Source organism: Streptomyces sp. NPDC045899 (assembly GCF_056431485.1).
The window spans coordinates 1-20,961 of sequence record NZ_JBWKKP010000018.1 but is presented as its reverse complement, the minus strand read 5'-3'; the positions used below and the strand labels follow the sequence as shown (position 1 = coordinate 20,961).

The 20,961-nt window shown below is 68.4% G+C and carries 32 protein-coding genes and 1 pseudogene; 32 read left to right on the top strand and 1 reads right to left on the bottom strand.

From position 1 onward, the window contains the following. Positions 1–52: 52 nt before the first annotated feature. Positions 53–2,188: a PIG-L family deacetylase gene (locus AC07FT_RS24800; protein ID WP_479178136.1), complete on the bottom strand. Its 2,136-nt coding sequence runs from the start codon at positions 2,186–2,188 to the stop codon at positions 53–55. A gap of 237 nt (positions 2,189–2,425) precedes the next feature. Between AC07FT_RS24800 and AC07FT_RS24795 the strand changes: the two genes are divergently transcribed. From AC07FT_RS24795 to AC07FT_RS24640, 32 genes and pseudogenes are all read left to right on the top strand, one after another. Next, positions 2,426–2,845, top strand: a complete 420-nt coding sequence (locus AC07FT_RS24795) for a hypothetical protein (RefSeq protein WP_479178135.1) — start codon at positions 2,426–2,428, stop codon at positions 2,843–2,845. After that, positions 2,842–5,133, top strand: coding sequence for a hypothetical protein (locus AC07FT_RS24790; RefSeq protein WP_479178134.1), 2,292 nt, complete (start codon positions 2,842–2,844; stop codon positions 5,131–5,133). Before AC07FT_RS24795 ends, AC07FT_RS24790 begins: the two co-directional genes overlap by 4 nt. 49 nt (positions 5,134–5,182) lie before the next feature. Then, positions 5,183–5,872, top strand: coding sequence for a hypothetical protein (locus AC07FT_RS24785; protein ID WP_479178133.1), 690 nt, complete (start codon positions 5,183–5,185; stop codon positions 5,870–5,872). Positions 5,873–6,281: 409 nt separating this feature from the next. Then, a complete protein-coding gene (rpsJ, locus tag AC07FT_RS24780; RefSeq protein ID WP_003948644.1) occupies positions 6,282–6,590 on the top strand; it encodes a 30S ribosomal protein S10 in 309 nt (102 codons plus the stop codon). 13 nt (positions 6,591–6,603) lie between these two features. Further along, a complete protein-coding gene (rplC, locus tag AC07FT_RS24775) occupies positions 6,604–7,248 on the top strand; it encodes a 50S ribosomal protein L3 (RefSeq protein ID WP_201882616.1) in 645 nt (214 codons plus the stop codon). Positions 7,249–7,256: 8 nt separating this feature from the next. Continuing rightward, a complete protein-coding gene (rplD, locus tag AC07FT_RS24770) occupies positions 7,257–7,910 on the top strand; it encodes a 50S ribosomal protein L4 (RefSeq protein ID WP_254746273.1) in 654 nt (217 codons plus the stop codon). Continuing rightward, positions 7,910–8,236, top strand: a complete 327-nt coding sequence (gene rplW, locus AC07FT_RS24765) for a 50S ribosomal protein L23 (RefSeq protein ID WP_479178132.1) — start codon at positions 7,910–7,912, stop codon at positions 8,234–8,236. The genes rplD and rplW overlap by 1 nt, the downstream gene beginning before the upstream one ends. A gap of 47 nt (positions 8,237–8,283) precedes the next feature. Next, the gene (gene rplB, locus AC07FT_RS24760) at positions 8,284–9,120 is read left to right on the top strand and encodes a 50S ribosomal protein L2 (RefSeq protein WP_254746269.1); all 837 of its coding nucleotides are present in this window, start codon (positions 8,284–8,286) and stop codon (positions 9,118–9,120) included. A gap of 12 nt (positions 9,121–9,132) precedes the next feature. Next, complete coding sequence (rpsS, locus tag AC07FT_RS24755) at positions 9,133–9,414, top strand: 30S ribosomal protein S19 (protein WP_009715878.1); 282 nt, start codon at positions 9,133–9,135, stop codon at positions 9,412–9,414. Positions 9,415–9,457: 43 nt separating this feature from the next. Beyond that, complete coding sequence (gene rplV / locus AC07FT_RS24750; RefSeq protein WP_280878459.1) at positions 9,458–9,805, top strand: 50S ribosomal protein L22; 348 nt, start codon at positions 9,458–9,460, stop codon at positions 9,803–9,805. Next, positions 9,805–10,635, top strand: a complete 831-nt coding sequence (rpsC, locus tag AC07FT_RS24745; protein ID WP_254746267.1) for a 30S ribosomal protein S3 — start codon at positions 9,805–9,807, stop codon at positions 10,633–10,635. Before rplV ends, rpsC begins: the two co-directional genes overlap by 1 nt. 5 nt (positions 10,636–10,640) lie before the next feature. Continuing rightward, on the top strand, positions 10,641–11,060 hold the full coding sequence (rplP, locus tag AC07FT_RS24740) for a 50S ribosomal protein L16 (protein ID WP_014178774.1): 420 nt from the start codon (positions 10,641–10,643) through the stop codon (positions 11,058–11,060). Further along, positions 11,060–11,284 (top strand): 50S ribosomal protein L29, encoded by a 225-nt coding sequence (gene rpmC, locus AC07FT_RS24735; RefSeq protein WP_009715874.1) that lies wholly within the window; start codon positions 11,060–11,062, stop codon positions 11,282–11,284. The genes rplP and rpmC overlap by 1 nt, the downstream gene beginning before the upstream one ends. Next, positions 11,284–11,571, top strand: coding sequence for a 30S ribosomal protein S17 (rpsQ, locus tag AC07FT_RS24730; RefSeq protein ID WP_176181323.1), 288 nt, complete (start codon positions 11,284–11,286; stop codon positions 11,569–11,571). Before rpmC ends, rpsQ begins: the two co-directional genes overlap by 1 nt. A 100-nt stretch (positions 11,572–11,671) precedes the next feature. Then, positions 11,672–12,040, top strand: a complete 369-nt coding sequence (gene rplN / locus AC07FT_RS24725) for a 50S ribosomal protein L14 (protein ID WP_003998823.1) — start codon at positions 11,672–11,674, stop codon at positions 12,038–12,040. Positions 12,041–12,043: 3 nt separating this feature from the next. Then, positions 12,044–12,367, top strand: coding sequence for a 50S ribosomal protein L24 (gene rplX, locus AC07FT_RS24720; protein ID WP_014054173.1), 324 nt, complete (start codon positions 12,044–12,046; stop codon positions 12,365–12,367). Next, the gene (rplE, locus tag AC07FT_RS24715; RefSeq protein WP_254746263.1) at positions 12,367–12,927 is read left to right on the top strand and encodes a 50S ribosomal protein L5; all 561 of its coding nucleotides are present in this window, start codon (positions 12,367–12,369) and stop codon (positions 12,925–12,927) included. The genes rplX and rplE overlap by 1 nt, the downstream gene beginning before the upstream one ends. Positions 12,928–12,930: 3 nt before the next feature. Beyond that, positions 12,931–13,116: a type Z 30S ribosomal protein S14 gene (locus tag AC07FT_RS24710; RefSeq protein WP_003948630.1), complete on the top strand. Its 186-nt coding sequence runs from the start codon at positions 12,931–12,933 to the stop codon at positions 13,114–13,116. Between the two features lie 210 nt (positions 13,117–13,326). Continuing rightward, positions 13,327–13,725: a 30S ribosomal protein S8 gene (rpsH, locus tag AC07FT_RS24705; RefSeq protein WP_055556099.1), complete on the top strand. Its 399-nt coding sequence runs from the start codon at positions 13,327–13,329 to the stop codon at positions 13,723–13,725. Between the two features lie 22 nt (positions 13,726–13,747). Continuing rightward, complete coding sequence (rplF, locus tag AC07FT_RS24700; protein ID WP_201882621.1) at positions 13,748–14,287, top strand: 50S ribosomal protein L6; 540 nt, start codon at positions 13,748–13,750, stop codon at positions 14,285–14,287. A gap of 4 nt (positions 14,288–14,291) precedes the next feature. Beyond that, positions 14,292–14,675, top strand: coding sequence for a 50S ribosomal protein L18 (rplR, locus tag AC07FT_RS24695; RefSeq protein ID WP_471202933.1), 384 nt, complete (start codon positions 14,292–14,294; stop codon positions 14,673–14,675). Between the two features lie 46 nt (positions 14,676–14,721). Then, positions 14,722–15,327, top strand: coding sequence for a 30S ribosomal protein S5 (rpsE, locus tag AC07FT_RS24690; RefSeq protein WP_254746255.1), 606 nt, complete (start codon positions 14,722–14,724; stop codon positions 15,325–15,327). Between the two features lie 2 nt (positions 15,328–15,329). Next, positions 15,330–15,512 (top strand): 50S ribosomal protein L30, encoded by a 183-nt coding sequence (gene rpmD / locus AC07FT_RS24685; protein ID WP_009715866.1) that lies wholly within the window; start codon positions 15,330–15,332, stop codon positions 15,510–15,512. A gap of 1 nt (position 15,513) precedes the next feature. Next, positions 15,514–15,969 (top strand): 50S ribosomal protein L15, encoded by a 456-nt coding sequence (gene rplO / locus AC07FT_RS24680; protein WP_254746253.1) that lies wholly within the window; start codon positions 15,514–15,516, stop codon positions 15,967–15,969. Between the two features lie 204 nt (positions 15,970–16,173). After that, the gene (gene secY / locus AC07FT_RS24675) at positions 16,174–17,487 is read left to right on the top strand and encodes a preprotein translocase subunit SecY (RefSeq protein ID WP_471202935.1); all 1,314 of its coding nucleotides are present in this window, start codon (positions 16,174–16,176) and stop codon (positions 17,485–17,487) included. Beyond that, positions 17,487–18,143, top strand: coding sequence for an adenylate kinase (locus AC07FT_RS24670; protein WP_471202937.1), 657 nt, complete (start codon positions 17,487–17,489; stop codon positions 18,141–18,143). Before secY ends, AC07FT_RS24670 begins: the two co-directional genes overlap by 1 nt. Positions 18,144–18,230: 87 nt before the next feature. Further along, positions 18,231–19,067 (top strand): type I methionyl aminopeptidase, encoded by an 837-nt coding sequence (gene map / locus AC07FT_RS24665; RefSeq protein WP_471202939.1) that lies wholly within the window; start codon positions 18,231–18,233, stop codon positions 19,065–19,067. A gap of 182 nt (positions 19,068–19,249) precedes the next feature. Beyond that, positions 19,250–19,471 (top strand): translation initiation factor IF-1, encoded by a 222-nt coding sequence (infA, locus tag AC07FT_RS24660; protein WP_003956442.1) that lies wholly within the window; start codon positions 19,250–19,252, stop codon positions 19,469–19,471. A 29-nt stretch (positions 19,472–19,500) separates the two neighbouring features. After that, positions 19,501–19,614 carry a 50S ribosomal protein L36 gene (rpmJ, locus tag AC07FT_RS24655; protein ID WP_003956441.1) on the top strand — a complete coding sequence of 38 codons (114 nt, stop codon included), beginning with the start codon at positions 19,501–19,503 and terminating at the stop codon, positions 19,612–19,614. Positions 19,615–19,799: 185 nt separating this feature from the next. Further along, on the top strand, positions 19,800–20,180 hold the full coding sequence (rpsM, locus tag AC07FT_RS24650) for a 30S ribosomal protein S13 (protein WP_254746245.1): 381 nt from the start codon (positions 19,800–19,802) through the stop codon (positions 20,178–20,180). A gap of 66 nt (positions 20,181–20,246) precedes the next feature. Continuing rightward, entirely contained in the window at positions 20,247–20,651 is a 405-nt protein-coding gene (gene rpsK, locus AC07FT_RS24645) for a 30S ribosomal protein S11 (protein WP_009715860.1), read from the top strand. A 128-nt stretch (positions 20,652–20,779) separates the two neighbouring features. Further along, a pseudogene (locus tag AC07FT_RS24640) lies at positions 20,780–20,961 on the top strand (DNA-directed RNA polymerase subunit alpha); the annotation flags it as partial.

The following is a 20,961-nucleotide window of genomic DNA, read 5'->3' as shown; positions in this document are numbered from 1 at the left end:
CTCCCCGGGGCGCCGCGCCGCGCGGGCCCCGGGGAGCGATGTGTGCGGGGCCCTACGCCCGGGACGTGGGGCGCGGACGCCAGATCCACGGGGTGGCGTCCGGAGCCATCCCGACCACGGCCACCCCCTTGCGCCCCTGCGACAGCAGCGACGGTGTCCCCACCGGGACCAGCCGTCCGGGCGCCCGCAGCGGCCGGACGCGCCGCCCGGTGCCGTACTGGATCCGCACCTCGCCGTCGAGGCCGCGGCCGAGCAGTACCGTCGTCCGGGCCTTGCGGCGGCCGTGCCGTGTGGTCACGGTGTGGGCGGCGACCGGTCCGTAGCCCTCGAAATGCGGCACGGTGCGCCCGGCCCCGCCGTCGAGCGGGTGCACCCCGGGCACGGTGGCCGCCGGGGTGCGGTAGACCAGCGAGAGCGAGCCGTCCGCGGCCACCGCGACACCCGGCTGGTTGCCCGGACGCGGCAGTCCGGTCGGCGGCATCAGGGTCACCGGCCCGTCGGTGTGCCGCTGGCCCCAGTGGTGCACGGTGTCCCGGCCCGCGGCCACGACGTGGACGCGCCCCTCGCCGTCCAGGGCGGCGCTCAGCCCGTCCTGGATCTCACCGCCGCCGAGCCGCTGCCAGGGACTCCAGTGCCCCCTGGCGTCCCGTACCCGGGTGGCCAGGCCCTTGTCCGAGGTCCTTACGAACAGGTGGATCCGCCCCTCCGGGGTGGCGACGGCCACCGGGCAGCCGGTGCGGCGGGCCCGCTCGGGGTCGGAGTCCGGGGAGCCGAGTGCGGTCCAGGGGCGGAACGGCCCGTCGGGGCGGCGCTGCTCCAGCACCACGATCTCCCGCAGCCCGGTCGCGCCCTGACCGCCGAGCGACGCGAACCGCAGCGCGATGAGCAGCTGCTTCCCCGCGGCGTCGCGCACCGCGCACAGCGCCGGGGCCAGCGGACCGCCGCCGAGCCCCTTCGGCGCGCCGAACCGTCCGCTGCCGGCCGAGGTCTCGCGCCAGCGCACCGCCTGGGTGCCCAGGACGCCGTAGGCGACGAGCCGGCCCTCGCCGTCGGTGGTGGGGGCGGGCAGGGCGTTCGGGTAGCGGTGGTGGGTGGAGCGGATCCAGCCCTTGCGGTTCTTCATCGGGCGCCGGCCGCCCTGGCCGTAGTCGCCGCACCCCGCCGTGTTGCCGCACTCCCACTCCGGGGAGCCGCCGTAGGACTTGATCGCCCGGGCCTTGCCGGCCAGGACGGCGGGCGGCAGATTGTGCGGCCAGCGCTGGTTGTAGTACCCGCGGAACGCGGTGGTGACGAAGCGCGGGGCGTGCTGGTCGCGGCGGGTGGCGTCGGCGACCCACTGGGTGATCGCCTTCCAGGTGAACAGGGCCACCGGGGTGTGGTCGCGGTGGTCGGAGCAGCCGGGCTGGTCGTTGTCCCGGGGGTTCAGGGCGTCGTGCACCTGGAAGTCGGGGTCCGGGTCGAGGGTGTGGATCAGGGTGGGCCGGTAGCGGTGCATGATCTCGGCGAGCACGTCGACCAGGGTCTGGTGGACGTAGGAGCTGGAGTGCGCCACGGGTGAGCCGGTGGCCAGCAGGGTGCGCATCACGGTGCCCGGGGTGTCCCACAGGGCCGGGATCCGCACCCCGCCCTCCGAGAGCATCGCGATGTTGAGGAAGATCAGCCGGACGCTGCGGCCGCCGTTGGTGAGGACGTTGGTCTCCGCGGTGGCACCGCCGGGCAGCCGCAGCACCGAGCGCTTCCAGTCGGCGAACTGGTCGAGGCCCAGCATCTGCGCGTACGCCTGGCGCAGCCCCTGGTGGCGGGCGGCGGAGTAGTCGGCCTTGTCCGGCGCCGGGACCGGCCGTCCGGCCACGTAGTTGATACCGCGCGCCTCGCCCGCCGTGACGTAGACGCAGACCACGGGCACCCCGGCGGTCAGCACCTGTCCGGCGTCCGGGTTCATGAAGTACAGGTCGTCATCGGGATGGGCCACGACCTGGAGCAGCAGGGCGTCCTTGTCGCCCGACGCCGAGGTGAACGGCTCGGCGGCGCCCGGCTTGCTCGGGTGCGGCGCGGCGGGGCCGGCGGACGCCGAGCCGTTCTGGCCGACGCATCCGGCGGCGCCCGCGGCGGTGGCGGCGGTCAGGGCCGCCAGCGCGGCCAGCGTCCGCCTGCGCGTGGTGCCGGACGAAATCCTTCGACTGTTCAATTCGGTGACCCTGTCACTTGGGCAGCGCGTGATCTCCGGCTGCTCTCACGTAAGAGGGGACGGTGGGGGACCGCCCGGGGTTGACCTTGAAGCGGGCGGCCTTGGTCACAGCTCGGACAACACCCGCGCCCCGGCGTTCAGTTGGCGCCCCGGCCGCCGTCATCTCGCGTTCGCTTTGGCTCATTACGTTCGTGGCGCCTCATACGGGGGGCTCGTCATCGGCACACAGGGGGAGAGATGACGTTCGAGGAGGAGTGGGCGCAGCTCAAGGCGGCCGCCCAGGCACCGGCGGCGGCCACCGGGACAGGGCTGGACTCGGCCGGTGGCGGCAGCGGGCCTGGAGGCCGGCAGAAGCTCCATGTCACGGCGTCCGTGCTGCGCGGACGGGCGGGCAGGGCCGAGACGGTACGGGGGCAGTTCCTCACCGCCGACGACGAGGTCATGACCGAGACCGGCCAGGTCAGCGGCAGCCTGACGGGCTTCGCCACCGACAGGGCCATCGACACCTTCCTGGAGCGCTGGAAGGACCAGATGGCCTATGTGAAGGGGCAGTTCAGCAGCACCGCGTCCGCTCTGCGGACCGCCGCCGACGCCTTCACCCACGAGGACACGAAGCAGGCCCTGGGCTACCGCGTGGACCGGGGGGCGCATCCATGACCGAGCGGCTCGGCTACACCGACGTCAAGAACGCGAACCTCACCCCGCTCCGCGAGGCGGTCACCAAGTGGAGTCAGGCGCCGGGCAAGTTCCAGCAGGTCGACACCAACTTCGGCACGGACGTCACCAAGGGTCTCGCCCACTCCGACTGGCACGGCGAGGCGGCCGACGCGGCCTGGCGCACCCTGCGCGGAGTGCGGCACCAGATCCTGGCGGCGGCCGAGGAGGCCCGCCGGGTGCACACCGTCATGAAGCAGGGGCTGGAGAAGTTCACCTCGGCCAAGGCCACCCTGGACGCCATCGAGAGGGAACTCGAGGGCCATGAATATCTGAAGCTCAATCAGCACGACGGCTCGGTCTACCTCGATCTCCCCGCCGGCGAGGAGAAGAACCGGGCGGCGATGACCAAGTCGTACCAGGACACGTTCGAGGGCTACCGGGAACGCACCCGCAAGGCCCTGGAGCTGGCCGGGGAGGCGGACAGTGCCCTGGTCCAGGCCCTGACCGCGGACGTCAACGGCGAGAAGCGCGGCTTCAACGACCACGCCTACACCAGCCTGGACCAGGCCCGCGAGGCGACCGCGAGGGACCTGAGGAAGGCCGTCGAGCTGGCCGGGACCGGGAACGGCCGGCTGTCCTCCGACCAGCTGGCCCAGCTGGCGGTGCTGATGGCGCGGCACAGCCGGGACCCCGAGTTCGCCGAGCGGTTCACCACCGGGCTGAAGGCGGAGGGCGCCCTCAAGCTCTGGTACAACGCGACCCACCCGTACAACCCGCTGCACCCCGGTACCGACATCGACGACAAGGCGTGGTGGAAGTCGGCCAAGAGCCTCCAGGAGAGCCTGGGCATGACCCTGGCCACTGCCTCCCGCTCGGACAGCCCCGCCATGGCGGCGTGGAAGGACGAGATGATCCGCCTGGGCCCGGCGCGGCTGGAGGACTCCGGCGGGCGCACCCATCCCTACGGCTTCCAGCTGATGAGCAACCTCATGCGCACCGGGACGTACGACAAGGGCTTCCTGAACGCGTACGGCGACAAGCTGGTGGCGTGGGACCGGAAGCACAACACCCGTGACGGCTACGCCTACTGGTCCAACTCCGGCGAGGTGGACACCCTCACCCTGCACGGCCGCCGCGGCGACAGCGGCCAGGACGCGATGACCGGCCTCCTGGAGGGGCTGGGCCACAACCCGGAGGCGTCCACCGAGTTCTTCAGGAAGCCCCGGGACGGCGGGGTCAATCCTCGTTTCGAGTACCTCACCCAGGACCGCAACTGGATCTTCGACGGCAATGTCCGGGGCGGCCCCCGCGACCTCCCGGGCCATGAGGCCCTCGGCCACGCCCTGACCGCGGCGACGACCGGCTACCCCTGGGACGCGGAGGAGGTCACGGGCAGGGACCCGGAGATCTTCCGGCACGGCGGCGACCGGCGCACCGCGGCGACGGCGGATGTGATGGAGCAGGTCGTCGCGGTCTACGGCGGCGAGGACGGCCCCCGGCTGCTCCACGACCAGCCGGCGATGGCGGAGAGCCTGGGACGTATGGGCGGGGCGTATGTGGACGACGTCAACTACCACATGTCCGGAGTGGGCGAGCACAGCAAGAACGTCGATGCCTTCCCGCCGGCGTACCGGGGCCGGGCCGACTTCGGCCGCGACGGCGCGCTCAACTTCCTCAGCGTTCTCGGCCAGCACGAGACCTCGCACGGGCTCATGAACCAGGCCGAGCACCTCTACTCGATCAGCCGGCTCGCGGCGGACCCCCCGGCGGACAGCGCCGGGAACTACGCCATGGGCCGCCGGGCGCTGCTCACCGAGGCCGAGGTGCGCGGTGTCCTCGACCAGTCACGCGCGGCGCAGATCGAGGCGACCTACGCCCATGACAGCGCCGAGGCGCAGAAGGCGTTCCAGAGCTCGTCGAACTGGACGAGGGTCGGGTTCAACGCCGCTACGCCCGTGGTGAGCCAGGGCATCGTCAGCGTGGTGGGCAAGGCGGGACCGTGGGGGCTGGTGGTGCCCGTCGCCGTCAGCGCGGGCCAGGAGTTCGCGAAGGTCTTCCACAACGACGCGATCTTCGGTGGACCGGATCTGCCCGGCGCTCCGCAGGACGCGTCGGAGTTCTACCGGCAGGGGGAGAACCAGTTCGGTGAGGTGGCGGCGCAGTACTTCAAGGGGCACGGGAACGAACTGGACGCCGAGGGGAATCTCGCCGATGACCTCAAGGAGAAGTACCACGGAACCGGGGCGGGGGAGGCCACTCACCTGGGCCGCAAGCCCTATCCGGGCTGAACGCGGGTTCCGGCGCCGCCGGACGGCGCTGCTCGCGCTCGCCCTGGCCATGGTCTGGGCCACGGCCTCCTGCGCGGACGGGACGGAGGAGCCGGAGGCCGAGGGCGTTCCCGCCACCACGCTGTGCGGGTCCTCCCTCGACGCGGACGCCCGGAGGGCGCTGGACCGGCTGAGCGGGAAGTCGGCCCTGCGGGAGCGGAAAGGGGTGCCCTTCGACCGGGCCGTCCCGCGTCTGCGCCGCCGGGCGGACGTGCCGACGACCCGCACCGAGCTGTGCCGGGTGCACCGTCCGGCGGACGACGCGGCCGACGCCCTGTTCACCGTCGAGTTCGTGCACGTCGACGCGCTGATGGACTGGCCGGTCCGGCTGCCCGCGGACGGTGAGTCCTATCACGTGGGCATGTACGGCTCATCGAGCGGACGCGGGGCGGAGATCGTCTTCCCCTGTACCGGGGGACTGCGCCGCAACGGGCCGCCGTTCCTGATGGGCACCCTGTCGCTGCCGGGCTTCCACCGGCCGGAGGGGGCCGCCGGCCGCTCGGACCTGCCCGCGGCCGAGCAGGGCCGCGCCGGGATGACCATCCTCCGGTCGGTGGCCCGGGCCATGGCCGCGAAGCTGGGCTGCGCCGCGGAGGCCGGGATTCCGGCGGACGGTGTGAAGCCGCGGTCGCCGACCGCGTACCGTGAGCCCTCGCACCCCCTGAAGGACTGGCGCTGGTGGTGGCAGCACCGGGCGTGACAGGGGCGCGGAGCGCCGGGTTTGGGCGCTCACGCGCAGGGGGTATGCTCTCCGGCTCCTGATTGGCGTCCGAAGCAGCCGTTATGGCACACTAGCCAGGTTGCTCGGTTGAGTGCCGATGCTGCGCGCCTCCCGCCGGGAGGACTGGAAGCGAGTCCCGCAGTACTCGTCGTCCCTGCTCAGGGGCGGAAGTACGGGAATCTTCCGGGAAGTGTCAGCGGGGCCCCAGCCAGGCGCCCGGTGGGTGACTTTCTCCCCCAGCAAACCCCTTCACCAGGGATCTCTTCTGTGGAGATCTACGAGAAGGGGCGCGACACGCCCGACCGCGTGGGTCGGGAGTGGGAGGGGCGGAAGCCGTGTACTCCACCGGGTCCCAGAGCGTTACGAGAGACAGGACTACGAAGTAGCCATGGCGGGACAGAAGATCCGCATCCGGCTCAAGGCCTACGACCACGAGGTCATCGACTCCTCGGCGAAGAAGATCGTCGAGACGGTGACCCGCACTGGTGCGTCGGTCGCGGGCCCGGTGCCGCTGCCCACAGAGAAGAACGTGTACTGCGTCATCAAGTCGCCGCACAAGTACAAGGACTCGCGCGAGCACTTCGAGATGCGTACGCACAAGCGCCTCATCGACATCCTCGACCCCACGCCGAAGACCGTCGACTCGCTCATGCGTCTCGACCTGCCGGCGGGCGTCGACATCGAGATCAAGCTCTGAGGTGACGCGCGAGATGGCTAAGCAGATCAAGGGCGTCCTGGGCGAGAAGCTCGGCATGACGCAGGTGTGGGACGAGAACAACCGTGTCGTCCCGGTCACCGTCGTCAAGGCCGGTCCCTGCGTCGTGACCCAGGTCCGTACCGACGACGCCGACGGCTACAACGCCGTCCAGATCGCCTTCGGCGAAATCGACCCGCGCAAGGTGAACAAGCCCCTCAAGGGCCACTTCGCCAAGGCCGACGTCACCCCGCGCCGCCACCTGGTGGAGCTGCGTACCGCTGACGCCAGCGAGTACACGCTCGGCCAGGAGGTCACCGCCGAGGTGTTCGAGTCCGGTGTGAAGGTCGACGTGACCGGCACCAGCAAGGGCAAGGGCACCGCCGGTGTCATGAAGCGCCACGGCTTCGCCGGCCTCGGCGCCGGCCACGGCACCCAGCGCAAGCACCGCTCGCCGGGCTCCATCGGTGGCTGCGCCACCCCGGGCCGCGTGTTCAAGGGCCTGCGCATGGCCGGCCGCATGGGCAACGAGCGGGTCACCACCCAGAACCTGACCGTCCACGCCGTTGACGCGGAGAAGGGTCTGCTCCTGATCAAGGGAGCGGTTCCTGGTCCGAACGGCGGCCTCGTCCTGGTCCGTACCGCGGCCAAGGGGGCCTGAGGTAACCGATGAGCACCATTGACATCCTTTCGCCGGCTGGCGACAAGGCCGGGACCGTCGAGCTCCCCGCGGAGATCTTCGACGCGCAGGTCAGCATCCCGCTGATCCACCAGGTCGTCGTCGCACAGCTGGCCGCTGCCCGACAGGGCACGCACAAGACCAAGACCCGCGGCGAGGTCCGTGGCGGTGGCAAGAAGCCGTACCGCCAGAAGGGCACCGGCCGCGCCCGCCAGGGTTCGACCCGTGCGCCGCAGTTCGCCGGCGGTGGCGTCGTGCACGGTCCCGTGCCGCGCGACTACAGCCAGCGCACCCCGAAGAAGATGAAGGCCGCCGCCCTGCGCGGTGCCCTCTCCGACCGGGCGCGCCACAGCCGCATCCACGTGGTGTCCGGCGTGGTCGACGGCGACGTCTCCACGAAGGCCGCGAAGGTCCTGCTGGGCAAGATCAGCGAGCGCAAGAACGTGCTCCTGGTCGCCGAGCGGAGCGACGAGACCGCGTGGCTGTCCGCCCGCAACCTGCCCCAGGTGCACCTCCTGGAGCCGGGCCAGCTGAACACGTACGACGTGCTCGTCTCCGACGACGTGGTCTTCACCAAGGCCGCCTTCGAGTCCTTCGTGGCTGGTCCCAAGGCCGCTGAGAAGACCGAAGGGAGCGCCGCCTGATGAGTGAGGCGACCGCTGTCACCAGCAAGACCTTCACGGACCCCCGCGACGTTCTCGTCAAGCCGGTGGTCTCGGAGAAGAGCTACGCGCTGCTCGACGAGAACAAGTACACGTTCATCGTCGCGCCCGGCGCCAACAAGACCCAGATCAAGCAGGCCGTCGAGTCGGTCTTCTCGGTCAAGGTCACCGGGGTCAACACGATCAACCGGCAGGGTAAGCGCAAGCGGACCAAGACCGGCTACGGCAAGCGCAAGGACACCAAGCGCGCCATCGTGACCCTCGCCGAGGGCGACCGCATCGACATCTTCGGCGGCCCGGTCTCCTAACGGAGATCGGAACGTCCAGAAGTCCGGAATATTCCGAGGACTGAGAAATGGGTATCCGCAAGTACAAGCCGACGACCCCGGGCCGTCGTGGCTCCAGCGTCGCCGACTTCGTCGAGATCACGCGGTCCACGCCGGAGAAGTCGCTGGTCCGCCCGCTGCACAGCAAGGGTGGTCGTAACAACGCCGGCCGCATCACGGTCCGCCACCAGGGTGGCGGTCACAAGCGTGCGTACCGCGTGATCGACTTCCGCCGTCACGACAAGGACGGCGTCCCGGCGAAGGTCGCGCACATCGAGTACGACCCCAACCGCACCGCGCGCATCGCGCTGCTGCACTACGCCGACGGCGAGAAGCGCTACATCATCGCGCCGCGCGGCCTGTCGCAGGGCGACCGGATCGAGAACGGCCCCGGCGCCGACATCAAGCCCGGTAACAACCTGGCGCTGCGCAACATCCCGGTTGGTACCACGATCCACGCCATCGAGCTGCGGCCCGGCGGCGGCGCGAAGTTCGCCCGCTCCGCGGGTGCCTCCGTGCAGCTGCTGGCGAAGGAGGGCTCCATGGCCCACCTTCGTATGCCGTCCGGTGAGATCCGCCTGGTCGACGTCCGCTGCCGCGCCACTGTCGGCGAGGTCGGCAACGCCGAGCAGTCGAACATCAACTGGGGCAAGGCCGGCCGCATGCGCTGGAAGGGCGTCCGCCCGACCGTTCGTGGTGTGGTCATGAACCCTGTCGACCACCCGCACGGTGGTGGTGAGGGCAAGACCTCCGGTGGTCGCCACCCGGTCTCGCCGTGGGGTCAGAAGGAGGGCCGTACGCGCTCGCCGAAGAAGGCCAGCAACAAGTACATCGTCCGCCGCCGCAAGACGAACAAGAAGCGCTAGGAGCGGGTTTAGATGCCGCGCAGTCTCAAGAAGGGGCCCTTCGTCGACGACCACCTGATCAAGAAGGTGGATGTCCAGAACGAAGCCGGCACCAAGAACGTCATCAAGACCTGGTCCCGCCGCTCGATGATCGTCCCGGCCATGCTCGGCCACACGATCGCGGTGCACGACGGCCGCAAGCACGTCCCGGTGTTCGTCTCCGAGTCGATGGTCGGCCACAAGCTCGGCGAGTTCGCGCCGACCCGCACCTTCCGCGGCCACGAGAAGGACGACCGCAAGTCGCGTCGTCGCTGATCGGCGGAGTGCGAAGACTATGACTGACACCGAAGGGACAACCATGGAAGCCAGGGCCCAGGCGCGGTACATCCGCGTCACGCCCATGAAGGCCCGCCGCGTGGTGGACCTCATCCGTGGCATGGGCGCCACGGAGGCCCAGGCGGTCCTGCGCTTTGCCCCGCAGGCCGCGAGCGTGCCCGTTGGCAAGGTGCTGGACAGCGCCATTGCCAATGCCGCGCACAACTACGACCACACCGACGCCGACAGCCTCGTCATCACCGAGGCCTACGTCGACGAGGGCCCGACCCTGAAGCGGTTCCGTCCGCGTGCCCAGGGCCGCGCCTACCGGATCCGCAAGCGGACCAGCCACATCACCGTGGTCGTCAGCAGCAAGGAAGGAACCCGGTAATGGGCCAGAAGGTTAACCCGCACGGGTTCCGGCTCGGCATCACCACGGACTTCAAGTCCCGTTGGTACGCCGACAAGCTGTACAAGGACTACGTCAAGGAAGACGTCGCCATCCGTCGGATGATGACGAAGGGCATGGAGCGCGCCGGTATCTCCAAGGTGGAGATCGAGCGCACCCGTGACCGCGTCCGCGTCGACATCCACACCGCCCGGCCGGGCATCGTCATCGGCCGCCGCGGCGCGGAGGCCGACCGTATCCGCGGCGAGCTGGAGAAGCTCACCGGCAAGCAGGTGCAGCTGAACATCCTCGAGGTCAAGAACCCCGAGACCGATGCTCAGCTGGTCGCGCAGGCCGTCGCCGAGCAGCTGTCCTCCCGTGTCTCCTTCCGTCGTGCCATGCGCAAGAGCATGCAGTCCACGATGAAGGCCGGCGCCAAGGGCATCAAGATCCAGTGTGGTGGTCGTCTCGGCGGCGCCGAGATGTCGCGCTCGGAGTTCTACCGCGAGGGCCGTGTGCCCCTGCACACGCTCCGCGCCAACGTCGACTACGGCTTCTTCGAGGCCAAGACCACCTTCGGCCGCATCGGCGTCAAGGTGTGGATCTACAAGGGCGACGTGAAGAACATCGCCGAGGTCCGCGCCGAGAACGCCGCCGCCCGTGCGGGCAACCGCCCGTCGCGTGGTGGCAGCGACCGCCCGCAGCGCCGTGGTGGCGAGCGCGGTGGCCGCGGCCGTAAGCCGCAGCAGCAGCAGAGCGCCCCCGCCGCCGAGGCCCCCAAGGCCGAGGCCGCTGCCGCTCCGGCTGCTGAGAGCACCGGAACGGAGGCCTGACCGACATGCTGATCCCTCGCAGGGTCAAGCACCGCAAGCAGCACCACCCCAAGCGGTCCGGTATGGCCAAGGGCGGTACGGAGCTGGCGTTCGGCGAGTACGGCATCCAGGCCGTCACCCCGGCGTACGTCACCAACCGTCAGATCGAGGCCGCTCGTATCGCGATGACCCGCCACATCAAGCGTGGCGGCAAGGTCTGGATCAACATCTACCCGGACCGTCCGCTGACGAAGAAGCCTGCCGAGACCCGCATGGGTTCCGGTAAGGGTTCGCCGGAGTGGTGGATCGCGAACGTCAAGCCCGGTCGGGTGATGTTCGAGCTGTCCTACCCGAACGAGAAGACTGCGCGTGAGGCGCTCACCCGCGCTGCTCACAAGCTCCCGATGAAGTGCCGGATCGTGCGGCGCGAGGCAGGTGAGTCGTGATGGCGGCCGGTACCAAGGCGTCCGAGCTGCGTGAGCTGAACAACGAGGACCTCGTTGGCAAGCTGCGTGAGGCCAAGGAAGAGCTGTTCAACCTCCGCTTCCAGGCGGCGACCGGACAGCTCGAGAACCACGGCCGGCTGAAGGCCGTCCGCAAGGACATCGCCCGGATCTACACCCTGATGCGGGAGCGCGAGCTCGGCATCGAGACGGTGGAGAGCGCCTGATGAGCGAGACGAATGTGACTGAGAAGGCAACGCAGAACCGCGGCTTCCGCAAGACCCGTGAGGGTCTGGTCGTCAGCGACAAGATGGACAAGACCGTCGTCGTCGCCGTTGAGGACCGCGTCAAGCACGCGCTGTACGGCAAGGTCATCCGCCGTACCAACAAGCTCAAGGCGCACGACGAGCAGAACGCCGCGGGTGTCGGCGACCGCGTCCTCCTCATGGAGACCCGGCCGCTGTCCGCGACCAAGCGCTGGCGCGTCGTCGAGATCCTCGAGAAGGCCAAGTAATTCCTGAAGGCAACAGCCTTCTGGACAGTTCCGCCAGGCTCGGCAGGGGCTCGAGGCATCGAGCCCCTGCCGGGAACCGGCAGACGATCAGGAGATAGACGTGATCCAGCAGGAGTCGCGACTGCGCGTCGCCGACAACACGGGCGCGAAGGAAATCCTTTGCATCCGTGTTCTCGGCGGCTCCGGTCGCCGCTACGCGGGCATCGGTGACGTCATCGTCGCCACCGTCAAGGACGCGATCCCCGGTGGCAACGTGAAGAAGGGTGACGTCGTCAAGGCGGTCATCGTGCGCACCGTGAAGGAGCGCCGCCGCCCGGACGGTTCGTACATCCGCTTCGACGAGAACGCGGCCGTCATCCTCAAGAACGATGGCGACCCCCGCGGCACCCGTATCTTCGGCCCCGTGGGCCGTGAGCTGCGCGAGAAGAAGTTCATGAAGATCATCTCGCTCGCGCCGGAGGTGCTGTAACCGATGAAGATCAAGAAGGGCGACCTGGTCCAGGTCATCACCGGTAAGGACAAGGGCAAGCAGGGCAAGGTCATCGCGGCCTTCCCCCGCGAGGACCGCGTCCTGGTCGAGGGTGTCAACCGGGTCAAGAAGCACACCAAGGCCGGACAGACCGCTCGTGGGTCGAAGACCGGCGGCATCGTGACGACCGAGGCCCCGATCCACGTGAGCAATGTGCAGCTCGTGGTGGAGAAGGACGGCAACAAGGTCGTCACCCGCGTCGGGTACCGCTTCGACGACGAGGGCAACAAGATCCGCGTTGCCAAGCGGACCGGTGAGGACATCTGATGACTGCCACCACCAGTGCACCGCGTCTGAAGACGCGCTACCGCGAAGAGATCCAGGGCAAGCTGCGTGAGCAGTTCTCCTACGAGAACGTCATGCAGATCCCTGGTCTGACCAAGGTCGTGGTCAACATGGGTGTGGGCGACGCCGCCCGCGACTCCAAGCTGATCGAGGGCGCCATCCGCGACCTCACCACGATCACCGGCCAGAAGCCGGCCGTGACCAAGGCCCGTAAGTCCATCGCGCAGTTCAAGCTGCGTGAGGGCCAGCCGATCGGTGCCCACGTCACCCTCCGGGGTGACCGCATGTGGGAGTTCCTGGACCGCCTGGTCTCGCTCGCGCTTCCGCGCATCCGCGACTTCCGTGGTCTGTCGCCGAAGCAGTTCGACGGCCGGGGCAACTACACCTTCGGTCTCACGGAGCAGGTCATGTTCCACGAGATCGACCAGGACAAGATCGACCGCGTCCGGGGTATGGACATCACCGTGGTCACCACGGCGACCAACGACGAAGAGGGCCGGGCCCTGCTGCGTCACCTCGGCTTCCCGTTCAAGGAGGCGTGAGCCGTGGCGAAGAAGGCTCTTATTGCCAAGGCCGCCCGCAAGCCCAAGTTCGGCGTGCGGGGCTACACCCGCTGCCAGCGCTGCGGTCGTCCGCACTCCGTGTACCGCAAGTTCGGCCTGTGCCGTGTGTGCCTTCGTGAGATGGCTCACCGCGGCGAGCTGCCGGGCGTGACCAAGAGCTCCTGGTAATCAGCCCATACGGGCTGGTACCGGGCTCTCGGTAAGCAAATGGATGGCGGGGCCAACCCTTCCTCTCCCGTAGAGTGGAAGGGTTGGGCGCCCGCCGCCCAGAATCGTCTTACTACGCCGTAGGTCCCCGCGCCGCACCCGTGCCCACCGTGAGTGGGTGAGAGGGATGGCGCAGATAGGAAACCCCGGCGAGAGAGGCCGAAGGCCATCATGACCATGACCGATCCGATCGCAGACATGCTGACGCGTCTGCGAAACGCGAACTCGGCGTACCACGACTCCGTCGTGATGCCCCACAGCAAGATCAAGTCGCACATCGCGGAGATCCTCCAGCAGGAGGGCTACATCACCGGCTGGAAGGTCGAGGACGCCGAGGTCGGCAAGAACCTCACCCTCGAGCTGAAGTTCGGCCCGAACCGTGAGCGCTCGATCGCCGGCATCAAGCGGATTTCGAAGCCGGGCCTGCGGGTCTACGCAAAGTCCACCAACCTGCCGAAGGTGCTCGGCGGCCTGGGCGTGGCGATCATCTCCACGTCGCACGGGCTCCTCACCGACAAGCAGGCCGGCAAGAAGGGCGTGGGTGGGGAAGTCCTCGCCTACGTCTGGTAACAGGGAACGGAGGAACAGGTCAATGTCGCGCATTGGCAAGCTGCCCATCCAGGTTCCCGCTGGTGTGGACGTCACCATCGATGGCCGCACGGTCGCCGTGAAGGGTCCCAAGGGCTCTCTCTCGCACACCGTCGCCGCGCCGATCGAGGTCGCCAAGGGTGAGGACAACAACCTCGTTGTCACCCGCCCGAACGACGAGCGTCAGAACAAGGCCCTGCACGGCCTGTCCCGCACGCTGGTGGCGAACATGATCACCGGCGTGACCCAGGGATACAGCAAGGCGCTCGAGATCAGCGGTGTCGGCTACCGAGTCCAGGCGAAGGGCTCCAACCTGGAGTTCGCGCTGGGCTACAGCCACCCGATCCTGGTGGAGGCCCCGGAGGGCATCACCTTCAAGGTGGAGTCCCCGACCAAGCTGAGCGTCGAGGGCATCGACAAGCAGAAGGTCGGCGAGGTCGCCGCGAACATCCGCAAGCTGCGCAAGCCCGACCCGTACAAGGCCAAGGGCGTCAAGTACGCGGGCGAGGTCATCCGCCGCAAGGTCGGAAAGGCTGGTAAGTAAAGCCATGACATACGGTGTGAAGATCGCCAAGGGCAACGCCCGCAAGGCTGCCGCCGTCAAGCGTCGCCACATCCGCGTGCGGAAGCGGATCTCCGGTACGCCGGTCCGTCCCCGCCTGGTCGTGACGCGTTCCAACCGTCACATCGTGGCTCAGGTCATCGACGACATCGCGGGCCACACCCTGGCCTCGGCGTCGACCCTGGACACCACCATCCGTGGCGGCGAGGGCGACAAGAGCGCGCAGGCGAAGCAGGTCGGCGCGCTGGTGGCCGAGCGGGCGAAGGCCGCGGGTGTCGAGGCCGTCGTGTTCGACCGCGGTGGCAACCAGTACGCCGGGCGGATCGCCGCTCTGGCGGACGCCGCCCGCGAGGCCGGGCTGAAGTTCTAAGCCCCGGTTCCGGAGCTAGCGGACGTAAACGAGAGAGGTAAATCCAATGGCTGGACCCCAGCGCCGCGGTGGCGGCGCCGGTGGCGGCGAGCGGCGGGACCGGAAGGACCGGCGGGACGGCGGCGCAGCTGCCGAGAAGACCGCTTACGTCGAGCGCGTTGTCGCGATCAACCGCGTCGCCAAGGTTGTGAAGGGTGGTCGTCGCTTCAGCTTCACCGCGCTGGTCGTGGTGGGCGACGGTGACGGCACCGTGGGTGTCGGTTACGGCAAGGCCAAGGAGGTGCCGGCCGCCATCGCCAAGGGTGTGGAGGAGGCCAAGAAGCACTTCTTCAAGGTCCCCCGTATCCAGGGCACCATCCCGCACCCCATTCAGGGCGAGAAGGCCGCGGGTGTCGTGCTGCTCAAGCCGGCGTCCCCCGGTACCGGTGTGATCGCCGGTGGCCCGGTGCGCGCCGTGCTGGAGTGCGCGGGCATCCACGACGTGCTCAGCAAGTCGCTCGGTTCGTCGAACCCGATCAACATCGTGCATGCCACGGTGACGGCCCTCCAGGGACTGCAGCGTCCCGAGGAGATCGCCGCCCGTCGTGGCCTGCCGCTCGAGGACGTCGCCCCCGCCGCTCTGCTGCGGGCGCGTGCTGGGGTGGGTGCGTGAGCATGGCCCGCCTGAAGATCACGCAGACGAAGTCCTACATCGGCAGCAAGCAGAACCACCGCGACACCCTGCGTTCGCTCGGGCTGAAGAAGCTCGGCGACGTGGTTGTCAAGGAGGACCGCCCCGAGTTCCGCGGCATGGCGACCACCGTGCGGCACCTCGTGACGGTCGAGGAGGTCGACTGAGATGGCGGAGAACAACCCGCTGAAGGTCCACAACCTCCGGCCCGCCCCGGGCGCCAAGACCGCCAAGACCCGTGTCGGTCGTGGTGAGGCGTCCAAGGGTAAGACCGCAGGTCGTGGCACCAAGGGCACCAAGGCCCGCTACCAGGTTCCGGAGCGCTTCGAGGGTGGGCAGATGCCCCTCCACATGCGTCTCCCGAAGCTCAAGGGCTTCAAGAACCCGTTCCGCACCGAGTACCAGGTCGTGAACCTGGACAAGCTGGCCGCGCTCTACCCGCAGGGTGGCGAGGTCACGGTGGCCGATCTGGTCGCCAAGGGTGCGGTTCGCAAGAACCAGCTCGTCAAGGTGCTGGGCACCGGTGAGCTCTCCGTGGCGCTCCAGGTGACGGTCGACGCCGTCTCCGGTTCCGCCAAGGAGAAGATCGCCGCTGCCGGTGGCACTGTCACCGAACTCGTCTGAGCACGGTGCACAACTGGCCGGGGATGCCCCAGTTCTGGGGCATCCCCGGTTGGTCGTTCCAAGGGGAGCCAGGTCGCCGGTAAGGTGGCGTGCGTTGTTACCGTCCGCGCGGTACGTCTTCGTGCGGGTCCTGGCTGATAAGTATTCGTCGATCCTCAAGACCGTCACCTCTCGCGCATGCACGCGGGGGGCGCAGGAGGCACCGTGCTCACCGCGTTCGCCCGAGCGTTCAAGACGCCCGACCTGCGCAAGAAGCTGCTGTTCACGCTGGGCATCATCGTGCTGTTCCGGCTCGGGCAACATGTCCCGCTGCCGGGCATCGAATACAAGAACGTCCAGACGTGTATGGACCTGGCCAAGGGCCAGCAGGGTCTCTTCGGCCTGGTCAACATGCTCAGCGGCGGCGCGCTGCTTCAGATCACCATCTTCGCACTCGGGATCATGCCGTACATCACGGCGAGCATCATCCTGCAGCTGCTGACCGTGGTGATCCCGCGTCTCGAGGCCCTCAAGAAGGAGGGCCAGGCCGGTCAGGCGAAGATCACGCAGTACACCCGGTACCTGACCGTGGCCCTCGCCGTCCTCCAGGGCACCGGACTGGTCGCCACCGCCCGCAGCGGCCAGCTCTTCCAGAGCTGCCCGGTCGGCAACCAGATCGTCCGGGACGACACGATCTTCACCACGGCCGTGATGGTCATCACGATGACCGCCGGTACCGCGCTGATCATGTGGCTCGGTGAGCTGATCACCGACCGCGGCATCGGCAACGGTATGTCGATCCTGATGTTCATCTCGATCGCCGCGGCCTTCCCCGGCTCCATGTGGGCCATCAAGCAGCAGGGCAAGATCCTCGACGGCTGGCTGGAGTTCAGCCTCGTCATCGCCTGTGGTCTGGCCATGGTCGGCCTGGTGGTCTTCGTCGAGCAGGCCCAGCGCCGGATCCCGGTGCAGTACGCCAAGCGCATGATCGGCCGTCGCTCGTACGGCGGTACGTCCACCTACATCCCGGTGAAGGTCAACCAGGCGGGCGTGGTCCCCGTGATCTTCGCCTCATCGCTGCTCTACATCCCGGCGCTGATCGTCCAGTTCAGCAATTCCAAAGCGGGCTGGGCGACCTGGATCTCGCAGAACTTCGTCAAGGGCAACCACCCCGCTTACATCGCCACGTACTTCCTGCTGATCGTCTTCTTCGCCTTCTTCTACGTCGCCATCAGCTTCAACCCCGAAGAAGTTGCCGACAACATGAAGAAGTATGGTGGGTTCATCCCGGGTATTCGGGCTGGTCGTCCCACTGCGGAGTACCTGAGCTACGTGCTGAATCGCATCACGTGGCCCGGTGCGCTCTATCTGGGGTTGATCGCCCTCGTGCCCACGGTGGCACTGGTGACGCTCGACGCCAATCAGAACTTCCCGTTCGGCGGCACGAGCATCCTGATCATCGTGGGTGTCGGCCTGGAGACCGTGAAGCAGATCGAGAGCCAGCTTCAGCAGCGACACTACGAAGGGTTCCTCCGCTGATGCGAATCGTCCTCGTCGGGCCCCCTGGAGCCGGCAAGGGTACGCAGGCCGCGTACCTCGCCGAGAACCTGTCGATCCCGCACATCTCCACGGGCGACCTCTTCCGCGCCAACATCAGCCAGGGCACACCGCTCGGCAAGCAGGCGCAAGAGTACATGCGGGCCGGGCAGCTGGTCCCCGACGAGGTCACCATCGGCATGGCCGAAGACCGGATGAACCAGGCGGACGCCGCGGGCGGCTTCCTGCTCGACGGTTTCCCCCGGAACCTGGCCCAGGCCGAGGCCCTGGACGGCTTCCTGCGCGAGCACGACCTCTCGGTGGACGCGGTGCTGGACCTGGAGGTCCCCGAGGCCGAGGTGGTCAAGCGCATCGCCGGCCGCCGGACCTGCCGCAACGACAGCGCGCACACCTTCCACGTGGAGTACAAGAAGCCCCAGGCCGAGGGCGTGTGCGATGAGTGCGGCGGTGAGCTGTACCAGCGCGAGGACGACAGCGAGGAGACGGTCCGCAAGCGGTTGGAGGTCTACCACCGCGAGACGGAGCCGATCATCGACTACTACAAGTCCAAGGGCCTGGTCGTGACGATCTCGGCGCTCGGCAAGGTGAACGAGGTCACCCAGCGGGCCATGGACGCCCTGGCCGCCAAGGCGGCCTGAGCAAGCGGTGCCGGTCACGGCCGCGACGCCCCCAGGGCGTCGCGGCCGTACTGTTGCAGAGACGACGGAAACGCGGAAGGCAGGACGATGGTGGAGATCAAGACCCCCGAGCAGATCGCGAAGATGCGTGAGGCGGGGCTGGTCGTCGCCGCCATCCACCGGGCGACGCGGGAGGCCGCCGTCCCCGGTGCCTCCACCAAGGACCTCGACGACGTCGCCCGCAAGGTGATCGCCGACCACGGCGCCAAGTCGAACTTCCTGGGCTACGGCGGGTTCCCCGCCACCATCTGCACCTCGGTGAACGAGGTCGTGGTGCACGGCATCCCGGACCGCGAGACCGTGCTCAAGGACGGTGATCTGCTCTCCATCGACGCGGGCGCGATCATCGACGGCTGGCACGGCGACGCCGCGCTCACCGTCTTCGTCGGCGAGGGCCACGCCCCGGAGCTGCACGAGCTCAGCCGGGTCACCGAGGAGTCGATGTGGGCCGGGATCGCCGCGGTCGCCAAGGGCAACCGGCTGATCGACATCTCCAAGGCGATCGAGGGCTACATCCGGCGCCAGCCGCGTCCCGCCTCCGGTAAGTACGGGATCATCGAGGACTACGGCGGCCACGGCATCGGCAGCCAGATGCACATGGACCCGCATCTGCTGAACTACGTCTCCCGCAAACGCGGCAAGGGACCGAAGCTGGTGCCCGGCTTCTGCATCGCGATCGAGCCCATGGTGAGCCTGGGCACCGCGAAGACCCATGTGCTGGCCGACGACTGGACCGTCAAGACCGACGACGGCACCTGGTCCAGCCACTGGGAGCACTCGGTCGCGCTGACCGAGGAGGGTCCGCTGGTGCTGACCGCCGTGGACGGCGGCAAGGCCAAGCTGGCCGCGCTGGGTGTCGAGACCGCCCCGGACCCGCTGGCCTAGGGCTCCGCGCGCCCGCGCGCCCCTCCCCGTGGGCGTGAACCCCCGCATAAAGATCTCGGGATCCGGGCATGCTGCCCCGGATTCGTGTTTCGGGATGCGCTGACGTAGACTGACACGTCGGCTCACGCATGCCCTCCCGCATGTCGCGAGCCGATCAAGGTAGCCGATCCCGAAAGCAGGACATGGCCAAGAAGCAAGGCGCCATCGAAATCGAGGGCACCGTGATCGAGTCTCTGCCGAACGCGATGTTCAAGGTGGAGCTCCAGAACGGTCACAAGGTCCTCGCGCACATCAGCGGCAAGATGCGCATGCACTACATCCGCATCCTGCCCGATGACCGGGTCGTGGTGGAGCTCTCTCCGTACGACCTGACGCGCGGACGGATCGTCTACCGCTACAAGTAGATCTCACGACCCGGAGAACCTCACATCCCATGAAGGTCAAGCCGAGCGTCAAGAAGATCTGCGACAAGTGCAAGGTGATCCGCCGCCACGGCCGGGTCATGGTCATCTGCGACAACCTGCGCCACAAGCAGCGCCAGGGCTGACGCACGCCGGCCGCAGACCTGCATTTCTCGCAGCAATCTTCGCGCGACGTATAACCGTACGTACATACGCAGTCACCCGTTCCCTTTTCTAGGGGGCGACACCCCCGGTCGGAGGCCGGGGACCCGGCCTGCAGGCCGGGAGCGGTGCTGCGGAAGACCTCCGACAACCATCTGGAGCCAGATTCATGGCACGCCTCGCAGGCGTTGACCTCCCGCGCGAAAAGCGCGTCGAGGTCGCCCTCACCTACGTCTTCGGCATCGGTCGCACCCTTGCCCAGCAGACGCTCGCCAACACCGGTGTGAACCCGGACACCCGCGTTCGCGACCTGGCCGAAGAGGACCTGGTCAAGCTCCGCGAGTACGTGGACAACAACTTCAAGACCGAGGGTGACCTCCGTCGCGAGATCCAGGCCGACATCCGCCGCAAGGTCGAGATCGGCTGCTACCAGGGCCTGCGTCACCGCCGCGGCCTGCCGGTCCACGGTCAGCGCACCAGCACCAACGCCCGCACCCGCAAGGGCCCGCGTCGCGCGATCGCCGGTAAGAAGAAGCCGGGCAAGAAGTAGTCCTCACCGGACGCTGCCAAGCGGTCCGAGCTGTAGGACCGACCACCTCCACGGGAGAATTCAGGAATGCCTCCGAAGAGCAGGACGGCCGGCGCCAAGAAGGTGCGCCGCAAGGAAAAGAAGAACGTCGCCCACGGGCACGCTCACATCAAGAGCACGTTCAACAACACCATCGTCTCGATCACCGACCCCACCGGGAACGTGATCTCCTGGGCCTCGGCCGGCCACGTCGGCTTCAAGGGCTCGCGCAAGTCCACTCCGTTCGCCGCGCAGATGGCCGCCGAGTCGGCCGCCCGCCGCGCCCAGGAGCACGGCATGCGCAAGGTCGATGTGTTCGTCAAGGGTCCCGGCTCCGGCCGTGAGACCGCGATCCGCTCGCTCCAGGCCACCGGCCTGGAGGTGGGCTCGATCCAGGACGTCACCCCGACCCCGCACAACGGCTGCCGTCCGCCGAAGCGCCGGCGCGTCTGAGCTGTGTGCGCCCGCTGACGTAGTCGGGCGGGCGAAACGGGCGGTACGTCGCCGTAAGGCGCGTACCGCCCGTACCATTGAAGGGTTCGGCGTCAAATAGCGGGCGCCGGAGACTGGAGGCAAAACCCATGCTGATCGCTCAGCGTCCCTCGTTGACCGAAGAGGTCGTCGACGAGTTCCGCTCCCGGTTCGTGATCGAGCCGCTGGAGCCGGGCTTCGGCTACACCCTCGGAAACTCCCTGCGTCGTACGCTCCTCTCCTCGATCCCCGGTGCGGCGGTCACGTCCATCCGGATCGACGGGGTCCTGCA

Coding starts and splice junctions, on each gene's coding strand:
- AC07FT_RS24795 (WP_479178135.1), top strand. CDS start 2,426: ATGACGTTCGAGGAGGAGTGGGCGCAGCTCAAGGCGGCCGCCCAGGCA.
- AC07FT_RS24790 (WP_479178134.1), top strand. CDS start 2,842: ATGACCGAGCGGCTCGGCTACACCGACGTCAAGAACGCGAACCTCACC.
- AC07FT_RS24785 (WP_479178133.1), top strand. CDS start 5,183: ATGGTCTGGGCCACGGCCTCCTGCGCGGACGGGACGGAGGAGCCGGAG.
- rpsJ (WP_003948644.1), top strand. CDS start 6,282: ATGGCGGGACAGAAGATCCGCATCCGGCTCAAGGCCTACGACCACGAG.
- rplC (WP_201882616.1), top strand. CDS start 6,604: ATGGCTAAGCAGATCAAGGGCGTCCTGGGCGAGAAGCTCGGCATGACG.
- rplD (WP_254746273.1), top strand. CDS start 7,257: ATGAGCACCATTGACATCCTTTCGCCGGCTGGCGACAAGGCCGGGACC.
- rplW (WP_479178132.1), top strand. CDS start 7,910: ATGAGTGAGGCGACCGCTGTCACCAGCAAGACCTTCACGGACCCCCGC.
- rplB (WP_254746269.1), top strand. CDS start 8,284: ATGGGTATCCGCAAGTACAAGCCGACGACCCCGGGCCGTCGTGGCTCC.
- rpsS (WP_009715878.1), top strand. CDS start 9,133: ATGCCGCGCAGTCTCAAGAAGGGGCCCTTCGTCGACGACCACCTGATC.
- rplV (WP_280878459.1), top strand. CDS start 9,458: ATGGAAGCCAGGGCCCAGGCGCGGTACATCCGCGTCACGCCCATGAAG.
- rpsC (WP_254746267.1), top strand. CDS start 9,805: ATGGGCCAGAAGGTTAACCCGCACGGGTTCCGGCTCGGCATCACCACG.
- rplP (WP_014178774.1), top strand. CDS start 10,641: ATGCTGATCCCTCGCAGGGTCAAGCACCGCAAGCAGCACCACCCCAAG.
- rpmC (WP_009715874.1), top strand. CDS start 11,060: ATGGCGGCCGGTACCAAGGCGTCCGAGCTGCGTGAGCTGAACAACGAG.
- rpsQ (WP_176181323.1), top strand. CDS start 11,284: ATGAGCGAGACGAATGTGACTGAGAAGGCAACGCAGAACCGCGGCTTC.
- rplX (WP_014054173.1), top strand. CDS start 12,044: ATGAAGATCAAGAAGGGCGACCTGGTCCAGGTCATCACCGGTAAGGAC.
- rplE (WP_254746263.1), top strand. CDS start 12,367: ATGACTGCCACCACCAGTGCACCGCGTCTGAAGACGCGCTACCGCGAA.
- rpsH (WP_055556099.1), top strand. CDS start 13,327: ATGACCATGACCGATCCGATCGCAGACATGCTGACGCGTCTGCGAAAC.
- rplF (WP_201882621.1), top strand. CDS start 13,748: ATGTCGCGCATTGGCAAGCTGCCCATCCAGGTTCCCGCTGGTGTGGAC.
- rplR (WP_471202933.1), top strand. CDS start 14,292: ATGACATACGGTGTGAAGATCGCCAAGGGCAACGCCCGCAAGGCTGCC.
- rpsE (WP_254746255.1), top strand. CDS start 14,722: ATGGCTGGACCCCAGCGCCGCGGTGGCGGCGCCGGTGGCGGCGAGCGG.
- rpmD (WP_009715866.1), top strand. CDS start 15,330: ATGGCCCGCCTGAAGATCACGCAGACGAAGTCCTACATCGGCAGCAAG.
- rplO (WP_254746253.1), top strand. CDS start 15,514: ATGGCGGAGAACAACCCGCTGAAGGTCCACAACCTCCGGCCCGCCCCG.
- AC07FT_RS24670 (WP_471202937.1), top strand. CDS start 17,487: ATGCGAATCGTCCTCGTCGGGCCCCCTGGAGCCGGCAAGGGTACGCAG.
- map (WP_471202939.1), top strand. CDS start 18,231: ATGGTGGAGATCAAGACCCCCGAGCAGATCGCGAAGATGCGTGAGGCG.
- infA (WP_003956442.1), top strand. CDS start 19,250: ATGGCCAAGAAGCAAGGCGCCATCGAAATCGAGGGCACCGTGATCGAG.
- rpmJ (WP_003956441.1), top strand. CDS start 19,501: ATGAAGGTCAAGCCGAGCGTCAAGAAGATCTGCGACAAGTGCAAGGTG.
- rpsM (WP_254746245.1), top strand. CDS start 19,800: ATGGCACGCCTCGCAGGCGTTGACCTCCCGCGCGAAAAGCGCGTCGAG.
- rpsK (WP_009715860.1), top strand. CDS start 20,247: ATGCCTCCGAAGAGCAGGACGGCCGGCGCCAAGAAGGTGCGCCGCAAG.